Origin of the sequence: Mycobacteroides franklinii (assembly GCF_001853795.1) — a bacterium.
GTDB lineage: Bacteria > Actinomycetota > Actinomycetes > Mycobacteriales > Mycobacteriaceae > Mycobacterium > Mycobacterium franklinii.
Map to the genome: position 1 here is coordinate 665612 of NZ_MLIK01000004.1, position 25432 is coordinate 691043.

The window sequence follows — 25432 nt, forward strand, 5'->3', positions numbered from 1 at the left end:
GCAAAGAATGCCCGGATACGCGTCATTTGTTCGCGTCAGGCCGCTTGATGACGTTCTCGTACTTCTGCGCGAACGTTTCGGAAGGATTGTTCTGCACTCCCACTGCATTGTTCAGGAGATTGGTATAGAGCTCCTCGTACTCGGTATCCGACATATCGATACCTCGCCCTTTCAATTCCGCGGGCGTACCGATATGTCCGTCAAAGATAAATTTCTCGTTGATTCCCTGCACGGGCACGCCATCGGCCATCAGTGCGTTGAGCACGAATCGTGCCGACTCGTCCGCACCCATGTTGGGAACCACCGGTGTCGAGGTATTCGGCGGTGCCCCGATGATCGACTCCTTCATCACGGCACTGAATACTCCGGTAACAGGGTTGCTTCCCAACAGTGCCTTTGCTCCTGCGTCGTAGGCGTAGCCACGCCATTTCTGGGCCTCGGCGTCGTTGAGGCCAATCGCATGCAACCCCTCCGCCGTCCCCGAGGCCACAAGGCCTTTGAGGGTTGCCGCGTCCAGCAATCTCGCGTCGTGTTTGCTCACCGGAACACCGTTCTTCACGTCCTCGGCATAGGCGTGCGCACGTTCCAGCCCGAGCTTGTCCGCCGCCCCATTGAATTCCACGTAGGCATCCTGCTGTGTGCCCAAAACTGCGAACAGACCCTTGGCGATTGGCCGTTCCGAGTTCGTGGGATCCAGTGGATCAAACTTATCGCCGTCGCGCCCCGCACCCGACACACTGGCGATGTCATCCATGTATGGCGTCAGCCCATGGGCAAGAGCCTTCACCAACTCAGGGTTGGCCTGCCCAAGCGTTTGATTCCCCCAGCTACCACGATCGGTTAGCAACTCGTCTTTGTGTGAGCCGATGTAGTTCGCATACTTCTGGGCGGTCTCCGCAGCGATGTCAGCCTCAGGGCCAGTGGCTTGCTCGTTTGTCCAGCTGAACAGTGAACCCGCAGCAGCGCCCTTGTCTGCCCACGGCACGTTGGTGATGTCGTGCAGAAAGTCGTCACCGTTGTCGCCGCGGGTGCCAAGCAGTTGATCGTGGATCACTTGATGATCTCGCCCAGCCGACGTGAAAATATCCCTGACCTGCCAATCATCTGACGGGGGAGGTAAGTCCATCCTCCGATCGGCCAGCCGTATTAGTTCACGATCGATCTCAGTGCCGGTCTGCAGCTCGCGTCTCCCATCCCGAACCATGTCCGTGATGTCGGTGAGGTCCTGAATCTTCCGGGGATCGGCTTGTGTGTCGTACCCACCGTTCGAGATTGTGTTCCTCACTGAGTCCGGCATTTGATCGAAGCCGCCCTTGACTACGTTGTTCGGATCGTCGAGGGCGTCTACCGTCGTCTCGGTCTTCGGGAACCGCACGTTCTCGTTGCTCATCAATTGCCATGAATCCCCGATGATGTGCTTCTGATCGCCCAACCGCGCTTCGGCCGTCTTGAGCTCCTCGACCGTCATGCCCTTCTGTTGGGCTTGCATCTGACTGAGGTATGAGCCCTGCTCGGCGGTCAACTCCTCACCGGGTTTAATACCGTTCAGTACAGTCTCAACCCGTTTCGCAGCCTCTTCGTCACCCGCTAACGCGTCCTGAACATCCTGTTCAGCGCGCCGACGCATTTCTGGGCGCCGCATTTCTTCCCCAGACAGTTTGTCTGCCATGGTGTTTCCGCCGGTGCCTTCGTCGAGCATGCGAGCCAGCTCGTCATCGAGCGTGTCGCCGCGCGCCACAAGACCCGTCACGCGGGTCTTGAGATCCTTGAGTTTGTTGATGACTTTCTGCAGCTGGTCCTTGTCCATCCCAGTGATATCGGGGGGTGTCACACCGTTGGTTTTGGGATCAATGATGACAGTGGGAGGCGCGGCAGCATCCGCCAGAAAGGATGCGATGTCGGCAGCCAACGTTTGGGACTCGCCATAGGCTTTGTTGGCCTGCATCGCGACATCGTTCGCCTGAGATCCTGCGGTCTGGAACCGAGCTGCCGAGCGCGTCATCGCATCCCTTGCGGCATCGCCTGCATCGCCTTTCCAGGTGGACACATCGACGATAGCTTGCACCTTGTCGGCGGCCTGTTGGCTGGCCTCGCCACGTTTAGACGCAGCATCCGCTAGTGCCTTGATCTGCGGTGGCCAGTTCTGTAGCTCGTCGAGCGTCATCCCCATAGCGTTCCCCCTGTTTAGACCGCGCGGCCTGATCCAGCTTCCTCGATGCGGCCACGATTGGTCGCATCGAGGTCTACGAACTTCGCAGCAGACGATGTGTGGTACTCACCATGACTGGTCAGCTCAGCGTGATGGTCTGCGGTTTCTTTCTGCCAATCGGAGATCCGTCTGCTCAGCGCCTGGGCCGCGCGCCCTGACCCGAAACCGGCCTGCGCGTCCGCCATCGCACGATGGGCGGCCTCATGCGCCTCTTTGAGATCCGAAGCTTGTCCGCGTAGCCGGTCTGCATGAGTCCGCAGCTCATCGGGGTCCAGATGCAGCTGACCACCCGATGAACCCGAAACGGTCGACATGTCTGGCCCTCTCCTCGCCTCAACGGCATTTATGCCCTATGTAATGCTCTGACGAGGCAGTGCCCGGTTCGGTTCCATAATTTTTGGCGGTCTCCGCAGATTCACCTTCGGCCCAGGCCAACTGTAGTTTCAAGATTCTTGAGAAAGAATGGAACCAAACCGGGGGCAGGTGGCGTCCTATCCCCATGAGAGCAGAATTGCAGCAGGGAGAGCAGACATGGCAGAGGACGCAGCGACAGGGCTAGATGCCAACGAACTCTATCTCGATGGCGACGCGGCGGCGAGGGTTGCGCGCCACTTCGAAGCACTCGCCCAGAAGCTTCAAGACATGAGGCAGGATTTCGGGGAGTTCGGGGCGGACCTCGGTATGAATGAGTGCACCGAGGGCTTGACCTGGAATGACAAGGTCAATGAGGCAGCCAGCCACGTATATCACGCAATGGGCGGGTTCTCGAAACGTGCCAGCGACTACCAGCAGAAGGCCGATGCCACCCAGGCCGCGTTCAAGAACGTGGAGGAGCAGAACCGCAGGCGTTTCCAGAACGGCGAAATGCCCAATGTGACCCGCGACGCTGGCTACCCATCCCCAGGTGCAGGAACGTTCGAAATATGAGAGACAATCCGCTAGGCGGGCTATCCCCTTCGTTGTTCGCCGCCTTCGCCGTGATGTTGACGGGGTGTACGGGTTCAACGACAGGGACACCGGTCGCAGCATCGCAACCGGCGTCATCGGTCACACTGTCCACGGCCGCGGCCACCGCCCCTTCATTGGATCTCACTCCGCCGACGACAGCGGTAGCTAACCCGCAAGTCACCGGCACGAGCTTCGACGGTTGCGCCGCTGTGACCAAGGTGGAAGAAGCACAATGGCAGCTGCGGCCGGACAGCAAGCACGACACCGCCAACAACGGCCCCTTAGGCGCCGAAAGCGTGCGTGGTTGTCTATGGAACGGCAAGAATGGACAGGTACGGGTCTATGCCTTCGACGGCACAATCCAGCGCTGGCAGAAAGCGCAACAACGCAACTTCGACCGGATGGAACCGACACAGTTCGGAGATCGCGAAGGCCTCGTAGCCCACAAGGCTCCTGACCAAGTACCGGGATGCACGGTCCTCCTGCCTTCGCAGAGCGGCATCGCCGGTGTCATGACGCTACCGTCCGTCGCGCTAGAAGATCAGGGCGCTGACATGTGCCCGTTCGCAACACAAATCATGACAACGATCGAGCCGAGAATCCCTTAACCCCACCGATTTCAAGGAAATCTCATGAGCAAGCAGGTTAGTGCCGAGGATTGGTACTCCAAGTCACACGCGGAGATTTACGCTGCCGGTCAGGCATTTTTGAGCGGCTACCCCGAAACCAACAGGGAGCGGTTCCACAAAAAGGCCCAGGACCTCCGTGAGGCCATGACCAACGCCATGAGGGAGATTCAAAACGAGGTCGCCAATCACTGGCACGGCAAGGCCGCAATAGCAATGCAAACCAAATACAGCGAGTTTTTCGACGAGGTCGACAAATACGCGACACGTATTGAAACTTTCGGCGACAAACTTGCCCCGCTTCCAGGCCCGATGGAGGCAGCACGAAAGATCAAGCCGCCCATGTCGCCTCAAGAAGAGCAGGCGCACATGAAGAACTTCGTCGCGAAGGGCATGGGAGAAGCAGCAGCACGGAAGGCTGTCGACACACAGAAGGCTGCTGACGAAGACCACGCCCGGTGGCAGATGACAGGCGACTTCAGCCAGCCGGTTGTCGACCACGGCCGAGGCGCCAGCATCGACGACGAGACCACCACACCAACCGGTGGTGGCGACATCCAAACCCCCAACAGCACCGGCGGCGGCGGCCAAAACGGTGGCGGCTCGGGCGGCGGTCAGGGCGCAGGCGGCGCGAACAATGCCACCGATGGCCTCGCCAACAAGGACACCAAACCCGCCTACAGCGATGGCTCAGGCAACCAAAGCGGCCAAGGCCAAGGCGCGGGCTCCGGTAGCGGAAGCGGTTCCGGTGGCGGCAGCCCCCAGAGCGGCTCCGGCGGCGGTTCGGGTAGCGGGCTGGGCAACGCCCTCAGCGGCCTTGGCGGCGGCTCAGACAAGACCGGTTCCGGCCTGCCGTTGGGCAGCACCACCGCGGCGGGTTACAGCTCGCCGTCGGGCTCGGGTTCGGGCACCGGAACCCTCAGCGGCCCTGGAGCATTGCGCGGTGGCGCAGGTGTTCCCGGTCTGGGAGGCGGCACAGGCACCAACCCCGCCGGCATCGGTGGCGCCGGAGTCCGCGGTGGCGCAATGGGTATGGGTGGCATGGGCATGGCACCCATGGGCGGTGCCCACGGCCACGGCAGCAAGGGCGAAGAGGACGACGAACACGAGACCCCGGAGTTCCTCATCAACTGGGACAACGGCAACGAGCTGTTCGGCGATCTACCCAAGGCATCCCCCGGTGTCATCGGCGACTGGACCGAGCATGAACGCGCCGAAAAGCAACGACGTGAATCGGAGATACGCCGCTACAAGTCCATGGGCTGGAACGTTGACTTCGGGGACGAGCGCTAAGGATCGAGCGCCGGCTGCTGCTCGTCGACGGCCGATCCGTTGAGCAGCAGCCGAAGCTGATCGCGGTGTTGCTCCAACAGCTCGGCAAGTTGACGCATCTGCAGCAGGGCTAAGACTCCGCTGTCCGCCCCCGGCGAATGTTGAGCCGCCATCTCGCGCAGTGCCGCGATCTGTCCCTGCAAATGCTGAGCACGAGACCGTTCCCGCTCCAACTCGCGCGCATGATCGGCGGGTTCCACGACTTGACTCGGCGGCGACTTGGGGCCCCCGTCCGCGAGGTCGGATTGCCACCGGGCCCGGCGTTCTACCCGCTCTTGCACGGCATCCTGCTGTGCTTGCGCCATCCGGTCCTCGTGCCGCCGCCGGTGCCGGACGCATTTTGGGCAGCGGCAACCGCGCGTGTACCCCATGCAACCCTCGACAGCCATCGGATTCAGTGTAAGAACTCCCGGCAAACCATGCCGGACTTAGCTCACGTGAAATGGGAGCGGCCCTAGGAACCGGCCTGTGCCGCTTCGACCGCCTCCCGGGCGACAGCCACATCGAGCTTGCGCATGGTCATCATGGCCTGCATCGCCGCGTCGCCGGTGACCGGATCGGAATGGAAGATCAGGTCGATCAGCTCACGCGACACCACCTGCCAGGAAACCCCGAATTTGTCCTTGAGCCAACCACATTGGGACTCCTGTCCCCCGTCGGCGGTCAGCGCCTCCCAGTAGCGATCGACCTCGTCTTGAGACCCACAGTCGATTTGAAACGAGATCGCCTCATCGAAGATGAACTGAGGTCCACCGTTGAGGGCGGTGTACCGCTGTCCGTCGAGTTCGAACTCGACGGTGAGCACAGTGCCCTCCGGCATCGGGGTGTTCGGCCCGTAATGGGTGACCTCGAGGATCCGCGAGTTCGGGAACACGGACACATAGAAGTTGGCGGCTTCGGCGGCCTGGATGTCGAACCAGAGGCAAGGGGTAATAGTCGGCATACCGGTATCGACCCGCACCGCGGCGAAAACTCATCGCAGCTGGCGAGAAACCTCGGTGAGCGCATCGGCCAGCAGGCCTTCGTAGTGATCGGCATCGGGCATCACCGCCGCGCTGGTGTGCACGCTCACCGTGACGGTCTCGCCGATGCCATGCACTCCATGGGTCAGGCCCATGACCGGCGACAGCGCCGGGAACCCCGCGGTGAATGCCACTCGCCCGCCGCCGAGCATCAGATCGGCGGCACCGCGCACCACACTCGACACCACGGTGTTGCCCGCCACGGTGGGCGGCATCAGGTCGGCATTGAAGGCGTTGACGCCCGCCCACATCATCGGCGCCGGTAGCGCCGCTCCGCCTGCGCGCTGGGCGACCAGGACCGGATGCGCGGCACGATGACGCCGGCGCTCGATCCCGTCCGCTATCTGCCGTGCCCGGGCGCGCACATCCGACTCACCCCAGCACAGGTCCACACCAATGTTCCGGAAGTTGTTGCGCGCCATAGACTCCCCTGGCACCGCGACGGTCACCTCGGCACCCAACCTGTCCGGCACCCACTGGCCGTGATCGCGCAGATACTGCGGTAGCGCTGCACCGATCGCCGTCATCACCGCGACGGTCACGCTGACGTCCTCGGTGCGAAGTTCGTCGCGCGGGCGCACGATCATCCGAATTTCCCGACGGTCATCGGGCCGAGCATTCAGCGAAATCAACGGGAATCCTTGCGGTTCCGGTTCCATCTCACCCGCCGCGACAAGTTCCTGCTGCCGTTTATAGGCCACGTACCCATCTCTGCTCGCGCCCAGCAGCCGCCCCAGATTCGCCGGGAAGTCCACCAGTCCACGCAGGGCGGCATGGCCCGGCACCTCGGGTAACGAGGCGCTCTCGGGTGCCTCGTCACCGAACAATGCGCGCGCCGCTTCGGTGGCCCGCCTGCCGTCGGCCAGCGCGTGCGATACCTGCAGCACCGCGACCAGGGCCTCACCGGATACCCACGGCGCACCGTTCACTCCAGGGAAAAGATGTAGATGCCAGGGACTTTCGCGAACGTCGACAGTACTGGTCAACAGCGCGGCGATCGCGGATCGGCAATGCGGCCAGCTGGAATCCGCCAGCGCATGCACGGTAATCGGCACCTGAGATTCATCACGCGGCCCCCAGTAAGGGTAGTCGAGGTGCCCGGCGACGTCGACAGCGCGAACCCGTAGGTCCGCGATCCGGGTCGCGCGTTCGGCGACCACCGCACACACCGACGCGATGTCCTGCGTCGGCGAGTCGAAGCAGAACAGCAGAAACTGATCGTTCGGGATCTTCGACGACATCCAGTACATCTGGGCGTCGCGAGGCGCCATCTGTTCGACGGATGAGCCCCTTGGGCGAACACCACTGACCGCCGTCACCCGACACCTACTTGTAGGTGCGCCAGTCGTCCCATAGCCGTTGCCACCGCGCAATTCTGCCGTAGTACCGATAGACATGTGCCTCGTCCTCCCCTGGCACGTGCAACAGCTCGATCCGCTGCACACCCCGGAATCCTTGAGCGAGCCTGGGATCCGGGTCGTCCACGCCGATGTACATCATGTCCGTCATGGATTCCGGTGGCGCCCCGAAGTAGTAGTAGCCACGGTGGAAGCTGTACGCGCGCGAGATTCCTTCACGTCCGGCCTCCACGTCATAGGCAGCGGCCATGGGATAGATCTGTACGACGAGGGCCGTGCGGGTGCGTACCTCCGGCGGCATCGAGTCGTAGGTGTCCCTGGCGATCTGTCGCAGCCCCTCCGTGGAGTGATCGCCTTCGGCGAGCATGGTCGGCCCCATGCCACCGGCCCAGGAAAACCAGCGTGCGGCGGCCGATTCAGACACGATGGGCAGCCGGACGATTGCCATGATCACCGACGCGGCCGTCACCACCGCGATCAATGTGTAGACCACGCCGCGCATCGCGGGACGGACCGGGCGCCACCGAGAAAGCCCCACCGCACCCGCAGCAATAAGTAGGGCATACAACCCCATGCCGTAGTAGGCGCGTCCATGAGAGGCGAACATGAACACGCCGACCAACACCGCGCCCGATCCCAGATACCGGTAGGGCCGCAGCGAGGGCGCCGCCACCAGCGCGACGACCCCGGCCAGCAGCAGCACCAGGCCGATCACAGCGGACCCGAGGAGCATGCCCGCCAGCAGCGCCGCTCCGCGCTCGGACTCCGCCGCCACGATGCCGGCCATCCGCAGATACGGCCAGCCATGGGTGGCCTGCCAGATAAGGGTCGGGACGGTAGTCACGACGACGACCGCGGCCCCGATCCACAGTCGCCTGCGGCGCAGCAGCGTCCGCGGCCCGAGTACCGCCGCGCTTAGCAGCACCGCAAGCCATAGGGCTGGGATGAGGAACTTCGTCTGCATGCTGACGGCGGTGGCAATTCCCGCCCAGAGCAGCAGGCGATCATCGGGCAATCGTTCCCGCAGGCTACGAGTCCAGCGCACCAGCAGCCAACACACCACCGCCCACAGCGCCGGATCGATCGCCGGTGTCTGCAACCAGTGCGCCAAGATCTGGAACATGGCCGTCGCATAGGCAATCGCCGACAGGGATTGGGTAAGTCGGCCGCCGCCGAGCTCGGCGGCGATCAGCCCACACATCAACGTTCCGACCGCCACCGCCGCGGTGGCCGCCAACCGCAGCACCCACAACGATCCGGGCGCGATGTGGTCGGCCATGCCGGCGATGAACGGCACCAGCGGAGGTTGATCGAAGTACCCCCAGGACAGGTGATCTCGCCCGGCGACAACGAAGTAGGCCTCGTCGAAGAAGTATCCGTATCCCCTACTGGCCCAACCGAACACAAGAGCAGTGAGCGCCGTGATCGCCATCAGGTCGGCGCGTGCGATACGCACGGACGGTACTCCGGGAATCTCGTTGCCGTCGTCGTACCGGGAGCTGACCGCTGCCATAGCGGCTTCACCCTAGCGCGCGTGCCATAGACTCCCGGCGTGCCGAGTGCCAAGCAGTACAGCGATCCGTTGACCCGCAACGATATTGGACTCCTGATCCTGCGTGTCGCAGTAGGAGTGACGCTGTGCTGGAGTGGGCTGAACGTCGTGTTCGCCTCCGAGCAGTTCGTGCAACTGGGCTCGACGGCCAGCGCGTCCGCCGATCTGGCGGCGCGCGTGCTCGCCGCGACGTACAGCATCGGCGGCGCGCTACTTGTCGCCGGGCTCCTCACACCCCTGGGCGGCTGCGCGGTGCTGGGTTCGATGCTCTACTCGGCAGTCCTGGGCTACTCGGTGCGCAGTGATCTCTTTCAATCCGGTACGGAAGTGCAATTCCCGCTTGTGCTTGCCGCCGCGGCCACCGCGGTAATCCTCATGGGACCGGGACGCATCTCTGTGGACGGGCGATTCGGCCGCGACGAGTGGCCGAATGCGGTCTCATCAGTGCTGGTCGTGGCCGGATTCGGGGGCGCAATTGCCGCCTGGGTGCTTATTAAGGGCACCAACCCGTTTTCTTAAGAGTTCAGCAAGGTCGCTCATGGTCTATGACCTGGGCCGATGCGTCTAGCGAAAATTGCCAGACTTTTCCGATTCGTGACTCAATGATTTCTTAATAGTGACCCCTACTGTTCAGTACATGACGAACGAGGAATTCGGTGCCACGGTCATCGAGATCGACTTCGAAGCCATCTACAGCGGCGAGCTGCTGGTCGAGGGCGACAACACGGAGCAGACCGATGAGTGGTTCCCGCTAGCCGTATAACGGCAGGTTGGCGAACCCCCAGAGGGGGGACGCATCGGCGAGGCGCGTAGCGCATCGCATGCCGGGCCAAGTCCCGGATGTTTCTCACCCAATCCGTTCAACAGGCGAGGGCAGTCACACCGACTGCCCTCGCTTTTTTATGGAATTCTGGCCCGGACTACTCGAGCTCTTCGGCGAGCTCCATCCACTGCACCTCGGTGGCGTCCTTCTCGGCGACGACGGCATTGAGTTCAGCCGTCAACGTCACCACTCGGTCCGGGTCGGTGGCGTGTTCGGCGAGCCGCGCGTGCAGGGTGGCCTCGCGCTCGCCCAGCTTGGCGACAGCCCGCTCCAACCGGCCGAGTTCCTTTTGCGCGGCTCGCAGGGCTGCGCCATCGCGGCCGCGGTCCGGTGCCGATTTGACGGGCGCCGCGATCGGTTGCGCATGCCGGCGCAGGTACTCCTCGATGCCACCCGGCAGGTTGGTCAGCTTGCCATCACCGAACAGTGCCCAGGTTGAATCGCAGACTCGCTCGATGAGGTACCGATCGTGGCTGACCACCACCAGGGTGCCCGCCCAGCCGTCCAACAGGTCCTCCACCTGCTGCAGGGTTTCGATGTCCAGGTCGTTGGTGGGCTCGTCGAGCAACAGCACGTTCGGCTCCGCCATGAGCACGCGCGTCAACTGCAGCCGCCGGCGCTCACCGCCGGAGAGATCCCCGACCGGTGTGCGCTGACGCGCCGGGCTGAATCCGAGCATCTCGGCAACCTGGGACGCGGACAGTTCCTTGTCTCCCAGTGTGATGCGCAGAGCGATCGACTCGATCGCGTCGAGTACCCGGATGTCCTCCGGTAGGTCGTCGAGTTCCTGACGCAACCAGCCGATGCTGACCGTCTTGCCCTCTTTTCGATGCCCCGCAGCCAGCGGCACCGCGCCGGCCAACACGCGCAGCAGGGTCGTCTTCCCAGATCCGTTGACCCCCACCAGGCCGATGCGCTCGCCCGGAGCCAGACGCCAGGTCAGATCACGCACCAGCTCTTCACCAGTGGGCGTTGTGACCGTCGCGTCCTCGAGTTCGATGACGATACGGCCCAGGCGCCGACGCGCGAATGATGTGAGCGCCACCGAGTCTCGCGGCGGTGGCACATCGGCGATCAGGGCTTCGGCCGCCTCGATCCGGTATCGGGGCTTGGAGGTGCGCGCGGGCGGGCCGCGCCGCAACCACGCCAGCTCCTTGCGCGCCAAATTACGGCGACGGGCCTCCGCGGCATCGGCCTGCCGTCCGCGTTCCGCGCGCGCGAAAGTCCAGTCGGCGTATCCGCCTTCGTACGATTCGACGCTGCCGTCGACCACCTCCCAGGTGCGGGTGGCGACGGTGTCCAGGAACCAACGGTCGTGCGTCACGACCACCAGCGCGGTGCGCCGCGTAAGAAGGTGTTCGGCAAGCCACTGCACGCCTTCGACGTCCAGGTGGTTGGTGGGCTCGTCAAGGATCAGCAGGTCCAGGTCCCGAACGAGCGCGGCGGCGAGCCCGACCCTGCGTCGCTGGCCTCCGGAGAGTTGATCCACGCGCCGGTCCAGTCCCAGCGCGGCCACCCCCACACCGTCCAGAATCGAACGGATCCGTGCGTCACCGGCCCACTCGTGTTCGGCGACGCCCAGCGGCGCGATCACGACGTCGAAGACCGTCTCGCCCTCCAGGTCGTCGCGCTGGGTGACGACGGCCTGGCGCAGGTCCCCAACTCGGCTGACCCTGCCCTGGTCTGCGGGTTCGACGCCGGCGAGCACCTCCAACAGCGTGGTCTTGCCACCACCGTTGAGGCCCACCACCCCGATGCGGTCTCCCGCTTGCACCCCGAGACTGACGTTGGAGAGCAACGGCTTGACACCGTATGACTTCGACACGCTCTCGAGATTGACGAGGTTAATGGACTTAGCAGGGCTGGTCATGGCCTCCACAAACTACTCACGCACTGGCAGCCGGCGCCACTTTCCTATCCCTGTCGAGTAGCCCGGCCCGGCGCAACGCAAACAATGCCGCGCTACAGACCAGGCCGACAGCGGTCAGCGAGACCCATAGCAACGAGGGTTTACCGTGCTGTTGGGTGTAGCCGAAGATGGATCCGGTCAACAGGTTCCCGGCCAGAATGCCGACACCAACGATGGTGTTGTACAAGCCGTAATGAGTGGCCACCAAACGATTGCCCGCCAGCCTGACCACGGTGTCCATCTCGAACGGGAAGGTCGCGATGGTTCCCACCGCCAGCAGGGCCGCTGACAACAGCAATGCGGCGACCGCGACGAGTCGCCCTGCCGACGCCGCTGTGGGTAGCAGCGCCAGCGGCACAAAGGCCGCCGCGATGACCAGCATCCCGAGCACCAGGCTGCGACTGGGGCCGAATCGGGCGGACAGCCAGCCGGTCAGTCGCACCTGGCCGGCGATGGCCACCAGCCCGGACACCACGAAGATGCTTGTCACCAAAACTGTTTCGGATTTCTTGTCGTCGGTGAGCAGCGCGGCCTGGAACGGTAACGCCAGGTACACCTGAAATGTCAGCACATAGGAGCCGATCATGGCCCCGGAGAACAACAGGAAAGCCCTGTTGGACAGCACCGAACGCCAGCTGGCAAGCACCGGAGCATGATCTGCAGTCGCGTCCGGCTCGGCGCGGTTGGGCGGCAGTGCCATCAACTGGATGACCGTCAGGAACGCGAAAACCGCTGCGGCCACGGCGCAGGTGATCCGGAAGTCCCAGGCGGTCAAGGCCAAACCAACGATCGGCCCGAACAGGATTCCCGCCTGATAGAAGACGTTGAAGACCGCGAAGGCCTCCACCCTGCGCTCCCCCGAATCCGCGGCCAGGTAGGCGCGCACCGCGGGGTTGAACAGGGCACCCGCGAAACCTGTTGCGGCTGAGGCGATCAGTATGGCCGGCAAGGTGCCGACAAACGCCAACATGAGGAATCCGGCGGTGCGCAACAAACATCCTGCGACGATCAGCGGCTTGTATCCGAACCTGTCGGCCAGCGTGCCGCCGACCAGAAACATGCCCTGCTGTGAGAAGTTTCGGACTCCCATTACCAGGCCCACCATCCACGCGGCCAAACCCAATGGACCGGCCAGGTATCCGGCGAGATAGGGCATCAGCATGTAGAAGCCGACGTTGATGGCGAACTGGTTCACCATCAAGATCTGGCTGGGCCGATCGAAAGACCGGAACTGGCGGAAGGTCTGGATCACGCCTTCCGTCCTATCGGGTCGATCACACGGGTCAGTCTGGTCCATCGATCTACCACGCGGTCCGATGGATCATCAATCACGTCGGGATCCTGCGCGGGCGGGCGGTCCAGCAGATCGTGGCTGCGGCAGTAGTCGTCATCGTAAATTGTGCCGTGATAGCGCATCGGACCGTCGGGGAATATCGCGGCGACTCGTGCACCGGGAGGTGACGTTCGCGCCACCCAGCCCGCCACCAACGCCACGGCCCCAACACTCCATCCGCCGCTGGCGTGGTAGTTGGCGGCCAGGGCGCGGGCCGTCCAGACCGCTTCATTCGGTGCGACCCAATGGGCTTCGTCGAACGCTGCATAGTCGACATTGCCCGGATAGATGCTCGACCCGAGCCCGCGCATCAGCCGCGAGCCGGCGGGCTGGCCGAAAATTGTCGAGCCAATGGTGTCGACCCCCACCAGGCGCAGGTTCGGATTGTGTTCCCGCAGCACACGTCCCACGCCCGACGAGTGCCCGCCGGTCCCTACCGAGCAGACCAGCGTGTCCACGGTGCCCAGCTGGTCGATCAGCTCCTCGGCGAGCCCACGGTAGGCGTCGACATTGTCGGGGTTCTGGTATTGGTCGGGGCACCACGAATCTGACTCGGCGGCAAGTATTTCCGCGACACGATCCTTGCGGGCCTGCTGCCAGCCGCCGATCGGGTGCGGTTCGGTGACGGTGTCTACGCGCGCACCGTAAGCGGTCAACATACTGCTGACGATCGGTTCCAGACCCGGATCGGTGACCAGGGTGACCGGGTGACGGTAGATGATACCCGCCAGCGCCAGCCCCAATCCCAGCGTTCCGCTGGTTGATTCGACGATCATGGCGCCGGGCTTGAGATCTCCCCGCTCCCGGGCCTGTTCGATCATGTGCAGCGCCGGCCGGTCCTTCATGCCGTTGGGGTTATGGCCTTCGAGTTTGGCCCAGAAGCCGGTGCCTGGAGTGGCGAATGGCTCCGAGACCCACAACACGGGGGTGTTGCCCACCAATGTGTTGGGGTCATGGAACCTCGGTCCTTGATGAGTGCAACTACGACGCGATGACAGAGCAATGCTGTTGTTCATGGGAATCCCTGCGTGAGGGCCACCTCGAGGCGGCCGGGAAGCTGATGACGGCACGTGTGGGCATGGCGGAACCCCGCCCTGCCCGAGAGCCGATCAGCGCCGAATGACGCAGAGGTTGGTGAGAATGTCGCGGCCCGTCCGGGCCCCGTAACAGCCGACCGGCAAGGGCGGCCCGCGCGACAGACGCGTGGCCAACGGCTGGAACACCAGCGCGGTCAGCGCCAGCGCCGCGAGCACGATAAGAATCCGCAGCGGGCTGTGCCCCCGGGCCAACCCGAACAATCCGTCCACGGTGTGACACGCCATCTGATGCATCGCGTTGTCCAGGTGTGCGTGCGTGGCCGACGGACCGTGGCCGGGAAGCGCGGCGTGCGTCGCCTGATGATGTGGCGCGTCCGGGCCGCCGTCGCTGGCAACGCAGTGCAGGATCGGCAGACTCGCCATCGTCCCGATCAGGAGTGCGACAAGCCATAGCCGACCTCGGCCACTTCTGCGGCGCACTCGGGTCGACATGGGAGCCAGGCTAGCATCATTTTGCATACCCTTACGGGGTATGTAATCGGATCGCGACCTCTCCGTGGTCGGCACTCAACACGAGCATCGAGCTGCGCGTGATTGCGTCCGATACCCCCACGGGGTATACATGACAGTATGACCACTGGCATGCCACCACTGCTTGGCCGACGTCAGCTGCTGCGCTGGGGAATGACGGTTGCGGCCGCAGGATTCCTGGCTTCCTGCAGCAAGAACTCGTCGGGAGCCGCCACCGGGCAACGCATCAACCCCAATTCGCCCAGGATCGCCGCCGTGGAAGCGGCCAGGAGGGGGTCGGGGGCCAGCGTGCGGCAATTCACCCTGAACGCCGGTCCCACTCAGCTCGACCTTGCCGGAACGCGCGTGTCGACGTGGGCATACGGGGGCCGGGTACCCGGTCAGGAGATCCGTCTGCGCAAGGGCGAAATTCTTCGTGCACAGTTGGTCAACAATCTCCCGGCGCCGACCACGATCCATTGGCACGGTCTGGCGTTGCGCAACGACATGGACGGTGTGCCGGACGTTACCCAGTCAGAGATCGCGCCGACCGGAGTATTCGACTACGAGTTCGCGGTACCGCACGCCGGGACGTACTGGTTCCACCCCCACGTCGGAACGCAAATCGATCGCGGCCTCTACGCTCCGCTGATCATCGAGGATCCCGACGAGCGCACCGACTACGACGAGGAGTTGGTGGTGGTGCTCGACGACTGGATCGACGGCACCGGCACCGATCCCGATCACGTACTCGAAGGGCTACGCGCCAAGGGCATGCCACCGATGGACCACTCCATGGGCGGCATGGGGATGGACCCGACAGCACCCCTGGGTATGGATGCCGGTGACGTGGTGTACCCCCACTATCTGATCAACGGACGGGTACCGGCCGACCCACAGTCCGCTACCTATCGACCCGGGCAACGAGTGCGGCTGCGCATCGTCAACGCGGGAGGCGACACGGCGTTCCGGGTCAGCATTCCGGGCGTACCGATGACCGTCACCCACACCGACGGCTTCCCGGTACAGCCATACAAGGCCGATACCGTCCTGGTCACCATGGGCGAACGCGTCGACGCCGTCGTCACCGTTCCGGCTTCGTCGGTGCCGCTGGTCGCTGTCCCCGAAGGGAAAAATGGCTTCGCGCAACTGATTCTGCGTTCGGGCGATACACCGGTGCGCGGGCGCGCCGAACACGCCGCGATGCTGATGAAGTCCCGGGTGCCGCTGGATACCGCGACGTTAACCGCCACCCCCGAGGTGCAACTCGGGCGCCGCGACCCCGATGTGACGCACGATGTGCGATTGGCCGGTCCCGTCGGCAAGTACACGTGGACCATCAACGGCAAGACCTATGACCCGCGCGACGGTCTACCCGTACGCGAAGGGCAACGCGTGCGTCTACGTTTCATCAACGACTCAATGATGTTCCACCCCATGCATTTACACGGGCATACTTTCGCGGTCCGCGATACCAACGGAGCGTTCCGCGCCCGAAAGGACACGGTTCTCGTCGCACCCATGAAGACCGTCGAGGTGGATTTCGACGCCGACAACCCCGGGCAGTGGCTTACCCACTGCCACAACATCTATCACGGCGAGGCCGGGATGATGGCGGTCGTGTCGTACATGCAGGACTAGCACACAGTTGATTTGTCGGCACACACCCAAGTGCCCGGCTATGAGCGACAATCACCCCGTGACCAATCGCTGGGTCGGACTCACCATCGACTGCACGGATCCCGGACGGCTCTCCTCGTTCTGGGGTGCACTGCTCGCACTGCCCCGTTCCGCCGAACACGGCGACGATCCGGCGTGGGCGAGCTTGGGTACACGAAACGGCGGTCAGCCGCGACTGACCTTTCAGCGCGTACCGGAAGCGAAGACCTCGAAGGTGCGACTACACCTCGACATTGAAGTCGATGACATCGATGCTGCACGTGCTCAGGTCGAGAGCCTCGGCGGATCTTGGTCAGGCGAACGCCACGACTACGACGAGGGCCGGGCGCTCGTCGTGCGCGATCCGGAAGGGAACGAGTTCTGCCTCGTGCAGTTCTACGACTGAGACGTCCAGCTGGCGGCGAAGTACCCTCTGTCTCTGCGAGACCCGTTCGCGTGAAGGTGACCGTGGAACCGTTGATCGCCGGCCGCCCCTGCCAACACTTGCCATGCCGCCCGCCCGGTTGCGGTCCCATGTAACTCAATGCGAGCGAGGGCATCTGCGTCACCGTCGCTAAGAGCGCGAAGCACATGTCGGTCGCTCAACCTTCCGCGTTCGGCGTTCCACGCCCAATCGGCTGCAGTCAGGCAGGTGGATCCTTCGCCCATGACAATCATCGCGACACGTTCAGCACGTCCGGCCAAATCCCGCCCCAACTCGACGCACTCGCGCGACGACGCACCGAAATCGACCGCTTGGAAAGCCCCATCGGAAACGATCACTCCCCTGTCACCCAACCGGGAATTGAGCATGAGCCAGTAGCCAAGAGTCAGGGATAGCGGTAGGGGCTGAGGATCCTCACTGTCGACACCCCACCCGTAGTTCCAGCGGACACCGCTTGACCAGAGGCTCCCGTACGCGCAGGCCGGATCGAAACTTCTGGTCGTATCGTCACCGCCGACGATAACGACCAGATGGGGCGCGTTCCAAGCAATCGCCTGTCCCCCACCAAATATCGGAATATTCAGTCGGCGAACCGATTCCAGGCACGCATCACGGAGCCTCCGCCACTTTCTATCCGTATCGCCCGCAATGTCGGGTATCAACATCATTGGGTGTGGACATATCGCGGCCGAAACCAAGGCCATCAGATCGCCTGACGCAGTTTCACGGCTGGCCCACGTGGTGCGAGGCGGCAGGTCATACGCCGAACTTAGCGCGCGCTCCGTCCGTGACTGGAGCGAACAAGTTGACCAGATTCCCGTCGGGGTCCCGGAACAGCAACGCACGGTTACCCCACGGCATCGTCGTCGGCTCCGTCACTACCTCGGAGAGCTGCGCGCGAAGCCGCGCATACTCGGCGTCCACATCGTCCACGATGAACTCCAGAATGGTCGAGCGGTTGGCCGCCGGCTCGGCAGATCCCTGCCCGAACATCGGGACGGTCTTGTCGCTGCCGATGGCCAGTGTGCCGACCGATGTCGGAATCTCGGCGAAGAGTTCGTTCGCCCAGATAGCTGCCGTCTCGGTCACCATCTCGTAGAACGTGACCAACCGATCGACGTCGGCGGTGATGATTCGTGTCGAAACGAATCTCATCGATAGACCTCCTGAGCTGCCACCGTGATCGGCGGATTGTGTGGTGAGGCAGATGCTAGGCACGCACCCCGACAAGTCAGGGAAGCTGGAAGCATCTGATCGAAAGAAAGGCCGCTATGAATGACAGCGATCTGCGAGGCGCGCTCGAAGCCCACTGGGCCGCCTCAGACGCGAACGACTTCGATGCCGAACACCGCCTCTACCGACGTGATGCGGTTCTTGAGTACCCGCAGTCCGGAGAGCGAATCCGCGGCCGCGCCAACATTCAAGCCTCACGCGAAGCCCAACCGAACGCGAAGCGCTTCACCGTGCGACGAATCGCCGGTGCTGGCGATCTATGGGTCAGCGAGCTCGTCACGACCTACGACGCGCAGCCCTTTCATGTGGTGAGCATCATGGAGTTCGACGACGGCGAGGTCATCCGCGAAACGCAGTACTTCGGCGAACCCTTCGAAGCCGGACCATCCCGCGCTCAGTGGGTTGAACCCATCGGGTGATCAGATGTTGAAGCGGAATTCGACCGCGATCGGCTACGTGATCGCGGCGCGGACGATCTCGGCAACGCGCCGCTCGGTGACGTCATCCAGGCCCTCGAAGTACCACGCCGCAGGAATCAATAGTCCGTCCTCGTCCCCGGCGGGCTTGAGTGTGGCCTTTTCGCTCACCCCAAGGCTCATCATGTCGTCGTTCCGGAAGAAGACGAGGACAGGACTGCTCGCGGACTTGGCATAGCCCGGCATGCCATACCAAATACGCGGCTTGAGTTCGGGTGCGGCAGCGACAATCACGTCGTGCATGCGCCGCATGACCCCGCGCGCAGGCTCACTCATCCCCGCGATCTTGTCGAGGACCTGCTGGAGGTTCTTGTCGTCCTTCGTAGCCACTGTCATGTCCTTTCGTCAGCCGATATCGGTTACACCGGCTCAATGGAATTGGCGCGCCAGAAGGCGCAGCACCCCATTCGGACATGTCCTGATCAGTCAGGCCTCTCCGCAATGATTCAGGTGATCGTTCACCTGGAAGCGCGAATGTGGCAGGCAGCGCTGCCACGGCAGACACGTTAACACTCAGATCAGACGTTGAAGCGGAACTCCACCACGTCACCGTCGACCATGACGTAGTCCTTACCCTCCATCCGGACCTTGCCGGCAGCCTTCGCCGCGGTCATCGAACCGGCCTCAACGAGGTCCTCGTACGAAACGACCTCGGCCTTGATGAAGCCCTTTTCGAAGTCGGTGTGGATGACACCGGCCGCCTTCGGCGCGGTATCGCCCTGGTGGATCGTCCACGCCCGCGCCTCTTTTGGCCCGGCGGTCAGGTACGTCTGCAGTTTCAACGTGTGGAAACCGGCATGCGCCAAGGCGTCCAGCCCGCGCTCGGTCTGCCCGATCGATTCCAGCAGCTCGGCAGCGGATTCCTCGTCCAGCTCCTGCAACTCCGACTCGATCTTCGCGTCCAGGAACACCGCATCGGCAGGCGCCACCAACTGGCGCAGCTGCGCCACTCGCTCCTCATCGCCGAGCACGGACTCGTCGGCGTTGAACACGTAGAGGAACGGCTTGGTGGTCATCAGGTTCAGCTCGCGCACCACCGACCAGTCCTGCCCTGTGGAGAACAGCGTCTTGCCACTGTCGAGCACCTCCTGCGCGGCTTTGGCGGCATCGGCGAGCGGCTGACGTTCCTTCTTGGTCTTGGCTTCCTTCTCCAGGCGCGGCACCGCCTTCTCCAGCGTCTGCATGTCGGCGAGAATCAGCTCGGTCTCGATCACCTCGATATCGGCGGCCGGGTCGACGCGCCCGTCGACGTGCACGACGTCGTCGTCGGCGAACACCCGCACCACCTGACAGATGGCATCGCATTCGCGGATGTTGGCCAGGAACTTGTTGCCCAGGCCCGCACCTTCGGAGGCGCCCTTGACGATTCCGGCGATGTCCACGAACGTCACCGTCGCGGGCAGCGTCCGTGCCGAACCGAATACCTCCGCCAGCTTGTCCAGGCGCGGATCCGGCAGCGGCACCACACCTTCGTTCGGCTCGATGGTCGCAAACGGGTAGTTGGCTGCCAGCACGTTATTGCGGGTCAGCGCGTTGAACAGCGTCGACTTTCCGACGTTCGGCAGACCAACGATTCCCAAGTTCAGGCTCACGAGATGGAGAGTCTACGGACCGCGGCGGATAAGAATGCTGAGGTGACCTTTTCCACCAAGCGAATCTACGAGACTCCCGACCCCTCGGACGGTTATCGCGTGTTGGTCGACCGGCTCTGGCCGCGCGGGGTCAGTAAGGCCGCCGCTCAGGTCGATCTCTGGTTCAAGGAGATCGCCCCGAGCCCCGATCTGCGGGTCCGCTGGCACCACGCGCCCGCCGAAAATTGGGGCCTGTACGCCGATAAGTACCGCGCCGAGCTGGACGCCAACCCCGCTGTAGACGTCGCGCGGGAACTCGAGCACACACATGGCACCCTGACGCTGCTGTATGCCGCGAAAGACCCCGAACACAATCACGCGATCGTGCTGCTCGACTTCCTCAGTGGTTAGTCAGCGGTTAGTCAGTGGCCGATCTCAGCAAGTGATGTCGACGTGCATGACCCGATGAGTCGACAGAATGGAGCCACCCCAGCTGGCGCCCGGGGCGTTGATCGAGGCGCCCGGCGCCAAGAGCCGACCGGGCCGCACTGCCGTCGCCTTGCAATCGGCCATGGGCCCACTCCCGACGCGATTGATCACCACGATATTGCCGCGAGCCTCCAGATCGGCGATGACGTCTGCGGCACTCTCACCGTCTTCCGGGCCGGCCAGCGCCGACGGCGCCACCAGTAGTGCCCCCGCGACCGTCAACGTAAAAATCGCACAACGAGAAAACATGGATGCTCCTGTGTAGAACCGCGATATCGCGGCATGACTGACATGGGTCGGGTCGCACCGACCACATCAGCACCTATGTACACAGCCTTTGAGCAGCACGGCCCGGCCGCGGTGACTAATAATCCGTTGCAGCACAGGCGATCCCCGCGTCGCCGTGAGCAGCACGTAGCGCAGCACAAACGCCAGCACCAGCAGCATCGACCCCGCGAGAACCCCGCGGCACATCTTGGCTATCTGCACGACCTGGGCGAAAGCATCAACCTCGGGTGCTTCCCCGGGTGCCGCGCTGGCCTGCGGATCGAGGACCTGCGTCGCCGACATCGACGACTGGCCCACAACGCTTCCCGGATTCACGCCGACGAAGCACAGGACACCGAGGACAACGACCAGCACAGCAACCCGTAGGGGGTACTCGTATGGCCGCATGTGCGCAGACTAACCCACGATTTGCCCCCGTGCCGAGTGTCATACACCCGGTGGTTACGAAAAATTAACTTTCTGCCCGCGCCTCACTGCTCCCGAGGAATGAGCGCCCACAACACCAGGTAGGCCAGCACCTGCGGTCCCGGGAGCAGGATCGACGCGACCGTCAGGACTCGCACGATCGTGACGTCCCATCCGAAGCGTTGCGCGAAGGCCGCGCATACCCCGCCGATCATCGTTCCGGTGCGGGGACGTCGCAGTGCAGTAGTCATGAGTTCACCGTAGACCGCCGAAACACCCTGGCGCATCGGGGAAGTCCCTGATGTTTCCTGACTTTCAACTCAGCATTTCAGGTGCACGTAGTACGTTCCGTGGTCTAAGACCTTCGTGGGGGCGGTGTTGGAATCGGATCCGACAGCCCGCTCATACCGGTACACAGAGGCGCCCTGGCGAACCTCGGTTACCATGCAGTCCTCGATCGGGAGATCACCCACCCGACTGAGAATGACGTAATTGCCCTGCTCCTCAAGGGAAGTGATCAGCACCTCAGGATCGCCGTAACCCTGTGGCCCCGCATGCGCAACGGCCGCCAGTGCCACTGCCGCAACCGGGAGTACCACCACCATGGCATCCAAAGCTGTTGCGAAACACGCCGATTTACTCACGGCTCGACGCTATGAATCAAGATCACGAGGCACATCAGGGATGGCCCCGATCTTTCCCTGATCTTGAACAGAGGGTCGATGCACTAGGGAGCCCGACGGCGGGCACATAAGGTAGCGCGCATGGCTACAGATGAGCCGCAAGTCCAGACTCCCCCGCCCGGCGTCGCGCTGTTGCGCACCGATCCCGATCTGCCACCCGTCGGCGTGATCGACAATCGGGCACCCTCACCCACCGCCCGCGTGGCGCTGATTTTGGTGGCACTACTGGGCGCCTTCGCCTGGACGATGATCGCGCTGCTGCGCGGGGAACACGTCAACGCGGTCTGGTTTGTCGTCGCGGCGATCTGCACCTACCTCATCGCATACCGGTTCTACGCCAAGCTTATTGAACGCAAACTCGTCAGACCTCGCGATGACCGCGCCACACCCGCCGAGGCGCTGGACAACGGCAAGGACTTCATCCCCACCGACCGACGGGTGCTCTTCGGTCACCACTTCGCGGCCATCGCCGGAGCAGGCCCCCTGGTGGGCCCGGTCCTGGCCGCGCAAATGGGATACCTGCCGGGCATCATCTGGATCGTCGTCGGCGTCGTGCTGGCGGGTGCGGTGCAGGACTACCTGGTGTTGGTGATCTCCACCCGGCGTGGCGGCCGCAGCCTCGGCCAGATGGCCCGCGACGAGATGGGCACCGTCGGCGGAGTCGCGGCGATGGTCGCGATCTTCGTCATCATGATCATCCTCATCGCGGTACTGGGTCTGGTCGTCGTCAACGCCCTCGGGGAAAGCCCGTGGGGTGTCTTCTCCATCGCGATGACCATCCCCATCGCGCTGTTCATGGGCGTGTACCTGCGTTACCTGCGGCCGGGGAAGGTCAGCGAGGTGACCGTCATCGGAGTGGCCCTACTGCTCACCGCGATCATCTCCGGGCGCTGGGTTGCCGAATCGGGCTGGGGCGAAACATTGTTCAGCCTCGACAAGACCACCATCGCCTGGCTGATGATGTTCTACGGATTCGCGGCGTCGGTGCTGCCGGTGTGGCTGCTACTGGCCCCCCGCGACTACCTGTCGACGTTCATGAAGGTCGGGACCATCGCGATGCTGGCCATCGGCATCCTGATCGCCCGGCCGGTGGCGCAGCTTCCGGCGGTAAGCCAGTTCGCCTTCAACAGCGCGGGCCCGGCATTCGCCGGATCGCTGTTCCCGTTCCTGTTCATCACCATCGCCTGCGGGGCACTCTCGGGCTTCCACTCACTGATCTCCTCGGGGACCACCCCCAAATTGCTGGAGAAGGAAAGCCAGGCCCGATTCATCGGCTACGGCGGCATGCTCACCGAGTCATTCGTCGCGGTCATGGCCTTGGTCACCGCGGCGATCCTCAACCAGCACTTGTACTTCGCGATCAACGCCCCCAGCGCGGCGACCGGTGGCACCGCCGAAACCGCCGCCGCCTACGTCAACGGCCTGCCGCTCAGCGGCCCGAAGATCACCGGTGAGCAGCTGACGCAAACCGCACGCGATATCGGTGAGACCTCCATTGTTTCGCGCACCGGCGGAGCCCCGACACTGGCCATCGGGATCTCCCACGTCATGTCGGACGTATTCGGGGGCAGCGGTTTCAAGGCCTTCTGGTACCACTTCGCGATCATGTTCGAGGCCCTGTTCATCCTCACCACCGTTGACGCCGGCACCCGCGTCGCCCGCTTCATGCTGTCGGACTCGCTGGGGAACCTGGGCGGGCCGCTGCGCCGCTTCAAGGACGCGTCCTGGCGACTGGGCGCATGGATCTGCTCGGCGATCGTCGTCGGCGGCTGGGGCTCGATCCTGCTCATGGGAGTCACCGACCCTCTCGGCGGCATCAATACCCTTTTCCCACTGTTCGGCATCGCCAACCAGCTGCTGGCCGCAATCGCCCTGACGGTCGTGACGACGATCGTCGTCAAGCAGCGGCTCTACACATGGGCATGGATCCCGGCCCTTCCCCTGGGCTGGGATCTGATCGTCACGATGACCGCGTCCTGGCAGAAGCTCTTCTCCGCGGATCCCGCCGTCGGGTACTGGAAGCAGCACCAGCTTTACGCGGCAGCCCGGGACGCGGGCCTGACGAGTTTCAAGACCGCCAAGACCCCCGAAGCCATGGACGCCGTGATTCGCAACACGTTTGTGCAGGGAACGCTGTCGGCCGTCTTCGCCTCGTTGGTGTTGATCGTCGTCGCCGCCGGAGCCTGGACGTGCCTGCGCGCGGTCCGGTCCGGGGGCCTGCCGACAAGTGAGGATCCGGACGAGCCCTCGAGGATCTTCGCGCCCAGCGGCTTCCTGGCCACCGACGTGGAGAAAGAAATCGAAAAACAATGGTCAACACCTGAACCCGTCGGGACGCGGACATGAAGGTGATCAAGGGACTGCTGTGGTGGTTCACCTCGGTCATGGGCGACCACGACTACCAGCGCTACGTGGAGCATCTGCGGCGCCGCCACCCGGGTGTTCCGGTGCCCACCGAAGGCGAGTTTTGGCGTGCGCGGTACGCCGACGCAGACGCGAATCCGTCGGCGCGATGCTGCTGACACAAGCGCGCTGACGGGCACCGTTACCGAACATCCGGCTCGGCACCGGTACCTTTCAACATGTGACAGGTCAACGCGCCCGCTCATCGGTGGAAGCCGATCACCGGTCGGCACACCCCGATATCCCGGGCGTGCCGTGGTGGGGTGCCATCCTGATAGCGCTTGCCGGAACCCTGCTCGGATTCGCACTTGACTTGATGACCAATGGTGAGAAGCTGACCGGCGCGTTCGCTGGCTGCTACGCGGCCGGCTGCGTCGTCGCGGTTCTCGCGGTCCGGTACGCATCAATCTTTACCGCCGTCGTACAACCGCCACTGATCCTGTTCGCGAGCATCCCGACGGCTTACATGATCATGTCGCAGGCACCACTTTCCGGCGGAAAGTCGACAGCGATCACCATCGGGTACCCGCTGATCGAACGTTTTCCGCTGATGATCAGCACCGCGCTGGGCGTCCTGATCATCGGGGTGGTGCGCTGGTACTGGGGAATCTTCACCGGCAAGCCCGTCAAGGAAAAAGCCGCGAAGCCCGCCAAACAGAAGGCCACCAAGGCAGCCAAGCCGAGGACGTCCACCAGGAGCCGGGTACAGGCACTGGTCGATACCGAGGGCACACAGGCCAAAACGACCATGTCGCGCCGTGTCGGTGGCGCCGACAAGCCCACCACGCGCACAACACGGCACGGACGACACGAGTCTGCGGCACGTCGACGTCCCACCCATGATTCCGAACCCGTATCGCGGCGGGCGTCGTCATTGGGCACCCCGTGGGAGGACGAGCGCCCGATGCGCACCGAACGTCGTCCCGCACGCCGCATCCGCGACGAATACGACGACTACGGGTACGACGCCGGATACGAGGAACGGCCCCGTTACCGGGAGCCACGCGCGGAGGCCCCACGCGAACCGCACCGTCCCGCGGTGCGATACCGGGATGAACGTCCCCCGGTGCCGCCACGGCGTCGTCAAGACCGATACGACGCCTGGGACTACGACCGCTAGC

General features: G+C 63.7%; 30 protein-coding genes. 12 read left to right on the plus strand and 18 right to left on the minus strand.

What is annotated here, in order from left to right; genetic code table 11:
* Positions 1-22 precede the first annotated feature (22 nt).
* Positions 23-2164, minus strand: a complete 2142-nt coding sequence (locus BKG76_RS03720) for a WXG100 family type VII secretion target (protein ID WP_070936073.1) — start codon at positions 2162-2164, stop codon at positions 23-25.
* A 20-nt stretch (positions 2165-2184) separates the two neighbouring features.
* Positions 2185-2523, minus strand: coding sequence for a WXG100 family type VII secretion target (locus BKG76_RS03725; RefSeq protein WP_070936075.1), 339 nt, complete (start codon positions 2521-2523; stop codon positions 2185-2187).
* A gap of 217 nt (positions 2524-2740) precedes the next feature.
* Here BKG76_RS03725 and BKG76_RS03730 point away from each other — a divergent pair, with 217 nt between their 5' ends.
* The 3 genes from BKG76_RS03730 to BKG76_RS03740 are packed head-to-tail and all read left to right on the plus strand — an operon-like array spanning position 2741 to position 5076.
* A complete protein-coding gene (locus BKG76_RS03730) occupies positions 2741-3136 on the plus strand; it encodes a hypothetical protein (protein ID WP_070936077.1) in 396 nt (131 codons plus the stop codon).
* A 53-nt stretch (positions 3137-3189) separates the two neighbouring features.
* Positions 3190-3765, plus strand: a complete 576-nt coding sequence (locus BKG76_RS24210) for a DUF3558 family protein (protein WP_236737535.1) — start codon at positions 3190-3192, stop codon at positions 3763-3765.
* A 24-nt stretch (positions 3766-3789) separates the two neighbouring features.
* Positions 3790-5076 (plus strand): hypothetical protein, encoded by a 1287-nt coding sequence (locus BKG76_RS03740; RefSeq protein WP_070936079.1) that lies wholly within the window; start codon positions 3790-3792, stop codon positions 5074-5076.
* On the opposite strand, the gene BKG76_RS03745 is transcribed toward BKG76_RS03740, so the two are convergent.
* From BKG76_RS03745 to BKG76_RS03760, 4 genes are all read right to left on the minus strand, one after another.
* Positions 5073-5420, minus strand: a complete 348-nt coding sequence (locus BKG76_RS03745; RefSeq protein WP_070936081.1) for a hypothetical protein — start codon at positions 5418-5420, stop codon at positions 5073-5075. The two genes, BKG76_RS03740 and BKG76_RS03745, sit on opposite strands and share 4 nt — an antisense overlap.
* Before the next feature lie 149 nt (positions 5421-5569).
* Positions 5570-6058 (minus strand): VOC family protein, encoded by a 489-nt coding sequence (locus BKG76_RS03750; RefSeq protein WP_070936845.1) that lies wholly within the window; start codon positions 6056-6058, stop codon positions 5570-5572.
* 30 nt (positions 6059-6088) lie between these two features.
* Complete coding sequence (locus BKG76_RS03755) at positions 6089-7408, minus strand: WS/DGAT domain-containing protein (RefSeq protein WP_070936083.1); 1320 nt, start codon at positions 7406-7408, stop codon at positions 6089-6091.
* A 55-nt stretch (positions 7409-7463) separates the two neighbouring features.
* Positions 7464-9008 carry an ArnT family glycosyltransferase gene (locus tag BKG76_RS03760; protein WP_070936085.1) on the minus strand — a complete coding sequence of 515 codons (1545 nt, stop codon included), beginning with the start codon at positions 9006-9008 and terminating at the stop codon, positions 7464-7466.
* A 39-nt stretch (positions 9009-9047) separates the two neighbouring features.
* Between BKG76_RS03760 and BKG76_RS03765 the strand changes: the two genes are divergently transcribed.
* Together BKG76_RS03765 and BKG76_RS25390 are read left to right on the plus strand one after the other, a co-directional pair.
* Positions 9048-9566: a DoxX family protein gene (locus BKG76_RS03765; protein WP_070936087.1), complete on the plus strand. Its 519-nt coding sequence runs from the start codon at positions 9048-9050 to the stop codon at positions 9564-9566.
* 118 nt (positions 9567-9684) lie between these two features.
* Positions 9685-9810 carry a hypothetical protein gene (locus BKG76_RS25390; protein WP_005059458.1) on the plus strand — a complete coding sequence of 42 codons (126 nt, stop codon included), beginning with the start codon at positions 9685-9687 and terminating at the stop codon, positions 9808-9810.
* Positions 9811-9967: 157 nt separating this feature from the next.
* Here BKG76_RS25390 and BKG76_RS03770 read toward each other — a convergent pair whose 3' ends face one another.
* The 4 genes from BKG76_RS03770 to lpqS form a co-directional block, all read right to left on the minus strand.
* Entirely contained in the window at positions 9968-11749 is a 1782-nt protein-coding gene (locus tag BKG76_RS03770) for an ABC-F family ATP-binding cassette domain-containing protein (RefSeq protein ID WP_083337900.1), read from the minus strand.
* A gap of 7 nt (positions 11750-11756) precedes the next feature.
* Positions 11757-13076, minus strand: coding sequence for an MFS transporter (locus BKG76_RS03775; protein WP_070936089.1), 1320 nt, complete (start codon positions 13074-13076; stop codon positions 11757-11759).
* The gene (locus BKG76_RS03780; RefSeq protein ID WP_070936091.1) at positions 13028-14053 is read right to left on the minus strand and encodes a PLP-dependent cysteine synthase family protein; all 1026 of its coding nucleotides are present in this window, start codon (positions 14051-14053) and stop codon (positions 13028-13030) included. Before BKG76_RS03780 ends, BKG76_RS03775 begins: the two co-directional genes overlap by 49 nt.
* Positions 14054-14221: 168 nt before the next feature.
* Positions 14222-14641: a putative copper homeostasis (lipo)protein LpqS gene (lpqS, locus tag BKG76_RS03785; protein ID WP_109420550.1), complete on the minus strand. Its 420-nt coding sequence runs from the start codon at positions 14639-14641 to the stop codon at positions 14222-14224.
* A gap of 138 nt (positions 14642-14779) precedes the next feature.
* Between lpqS and BKG76_RS03790 the strand changes: the two genes are divergently transcribed.
* Both BKG76_RS03790 and BKG76_RS03795 read left to right on the plus strand, forming a co-directional pair.
* A complete protein-coding gene (locus tag BKG76_RS03790; protein ID WP_070936095.1) occupies positions 14780-16300 on the plus strand; it encodes a multicopper oxidase family protein in 1521 nt (506 codons plus the stop codon).
* 58 nt (positions 16301-16358) lie between these two features.
* On the plus strand, positions 16359-16724 hold the full coding sequence (locus tag BKG76_RS03795; protein ID WP_070936847.1) for a VOC family protein: 366 nt from the start codon (positions 16359-16361) through the stop codon (positions 16722-16724).
* Here BKG76_RS03795 and BKG76_RS25260 read toward each other — a convergent pair.
* Complete coding sequence (locus BKG76_RS25260; RefSeq protein WP_070936097.1) at positions 16715-17431, minus strand: class III extradiol ring-cleavage dioxygenase family protein; 717 nt, start codon at positions 17429-17431, stop codon at positions 16715-16717. The genes BKG76_RS03795 and BKG76_RS25260 overlap by 10 nt on opposite strands.
* Before the next feature lie 88 nt (positions 17432-17519).
* Positions 17520-17918, minus strand: coding sequence for a VOC family protein (locus tag BKG76_RS03805; protein ID WP_070936099.1), 399 nt, complete (start codon positions 17916-17918; stop codon positions 17520-17522).
* A gap of 116 nt (positions 17919-18034) precedes the next feature.
* Between BKG76_RS03805 and BKG76_RS03810 the strand changes: the two genes are divergently transcribed.
* A complete protein-coding gene (locus tag BKG76_RS03810) occupies positions 18035-18415 on the plus strand; it encodes a nuclear transport factor 2 family protein (RefSeq protein WP_070936102.1) in 381 nt (126 codons plus the stop codon).
* Positions 18416-18448: 33 nt separating this feature from the next.
* On the opposite strand, the gene BKG76_RS03815 is transcribed toward BKG76_RS03810, so the two are convergent.
* Both BKG76_RS03815 and ychF read right to left on the minus strand, forming a co-directional pair.
* On the minus strand, positions 18449-18808 hold the full coding sequence (locus BKG76_RS03815) for a DUF1801 domain-containing protein (RefSeq protein ID WP_070936104.1): 360 nt from the start codon (positions 18806-18808) through the stop codon (positions 18449-18451).
* A 182-nt stretch (positions 18809-18990) separates the two neighbouring features.
* Positions 18991-20064, minus strand: a complete 1074-nt coding sequence (ychF, locus tag BKG76_RS03820) for a redox-regulated ATPase YchF (protein WP_070936105.1) — start codon at positions 20062-20064, stop codon at positions 18991-18993.
* A 3-nt stretch (positions 20065-20067) separates the two neighbouring features.
* On the opposite strand from ychF, the gene BKG76_RS03825 reads away from it, so the two are divergent.
* A complete protein-coding gene (locus BKG76_RS03825; protein ID WP_070936107.1) occupies positions 20068-20454 on the plus strand; it encodes a DUF488 domain-containing protein in 387 nt (128 codons plus the stop codon).
* Positions 20455-20478: 24 nt separating this feature from the next.
* Here BKG76_RS03825 and BKG76_RS03830 read toward each other — a convergent pair whose 3' ends face one another.
* From BKG76_RS03830 to BKG76_RS03845, 4 genes are all read right to left on the minus strand, one after another.
* Complete coding sequence (locus BKG76_RS03830; RefSeq protein WP_070936109.1) at positions 20479-20781, minus strand: hypothetical protein; 303 nt, start codon at positions 20779-20781, stop codon at positions 20479-20481.
* A 66-nt stretch (positions 20782-20847) separates the two neighbouring features.
* Positions 20848-21174, minus strand: coding sequence for a hypothetical protein (locus tag BKG76_RS03835; protein ID WP_070936848.1), 327 nt, complete (start codon positions 21172-21174; stop codon positions 20848-20850).
* A 116-nt stretch (positions 21175-21290) separates the two neighbouring features.
* A complete protein-coding gene (locus tag BKG76_RS03840; RefSeq protein WP_070936111.1) occupies positions 21291-21512 on the minus strand; it encodes a PspC domain-containing protein in 222 nt (73 codons plus the stop codon).
* A gap of 33 nt (positions 21513-21545) precedes the next feature.
* Positions 21546-21869 (minus strand): hypothetical protein, encoded by a 324-nt coding sequence (locus BKG76_RS03845; RefSeq protein WP_070936113.1) that lies wholly within the window; start codon positions 21867-21869, stop codon positions 21546-21548.
* Between the two features lie 120 nt (positions 21870-21989).
* On the opposite strand from BKG76_RS03845, the gene BKG76_RS03850 reads away from it, so the two are divergent.
* From BKG76_RS03850 to BKG76_RS03860, 3 genes are all read left to right on the plus strand, one after another.
* On the plus strand, positions 21990-24254 hold the full coding sequence (locus tag BKG76_RS03850; RefSeq protein ID WP_070936115.1) for a carbon starvation CstA family protein: 2265 nt from the start codon (positions 21990-21992) through the stop codon (positions 24252-24254).
* Complete coding sequence (locus tag BKG76_RS03855) at positions 24251-24430, plus strand: YbdD/YjiX family protein (protein ID WP_070936117.1); 180 nt, start codon at positions 24251-24253, stop codon at positions 24428-24430. Before BKG76_RS03850 ends, BKG76_RS03855 begins: the two co-directional genes overlap by 4 nt.
* A 62-nt stretch (positions 24431-24492) precedes the next feature.
* Positions 24493-25431 carry a DUF6542 domain-containing protein gene (locus tag BKG76_RS03860; RefSeq protein WP_207543733.1) on the plus strand — a complete coding sequence of 313 codons (939 nt, stop codon included), beginning with the start codon at positions 24493-24495 and terminating at the stop codon, positions 25429-25431.
* Position 25432: the final 1 nt, after the last annotated feature.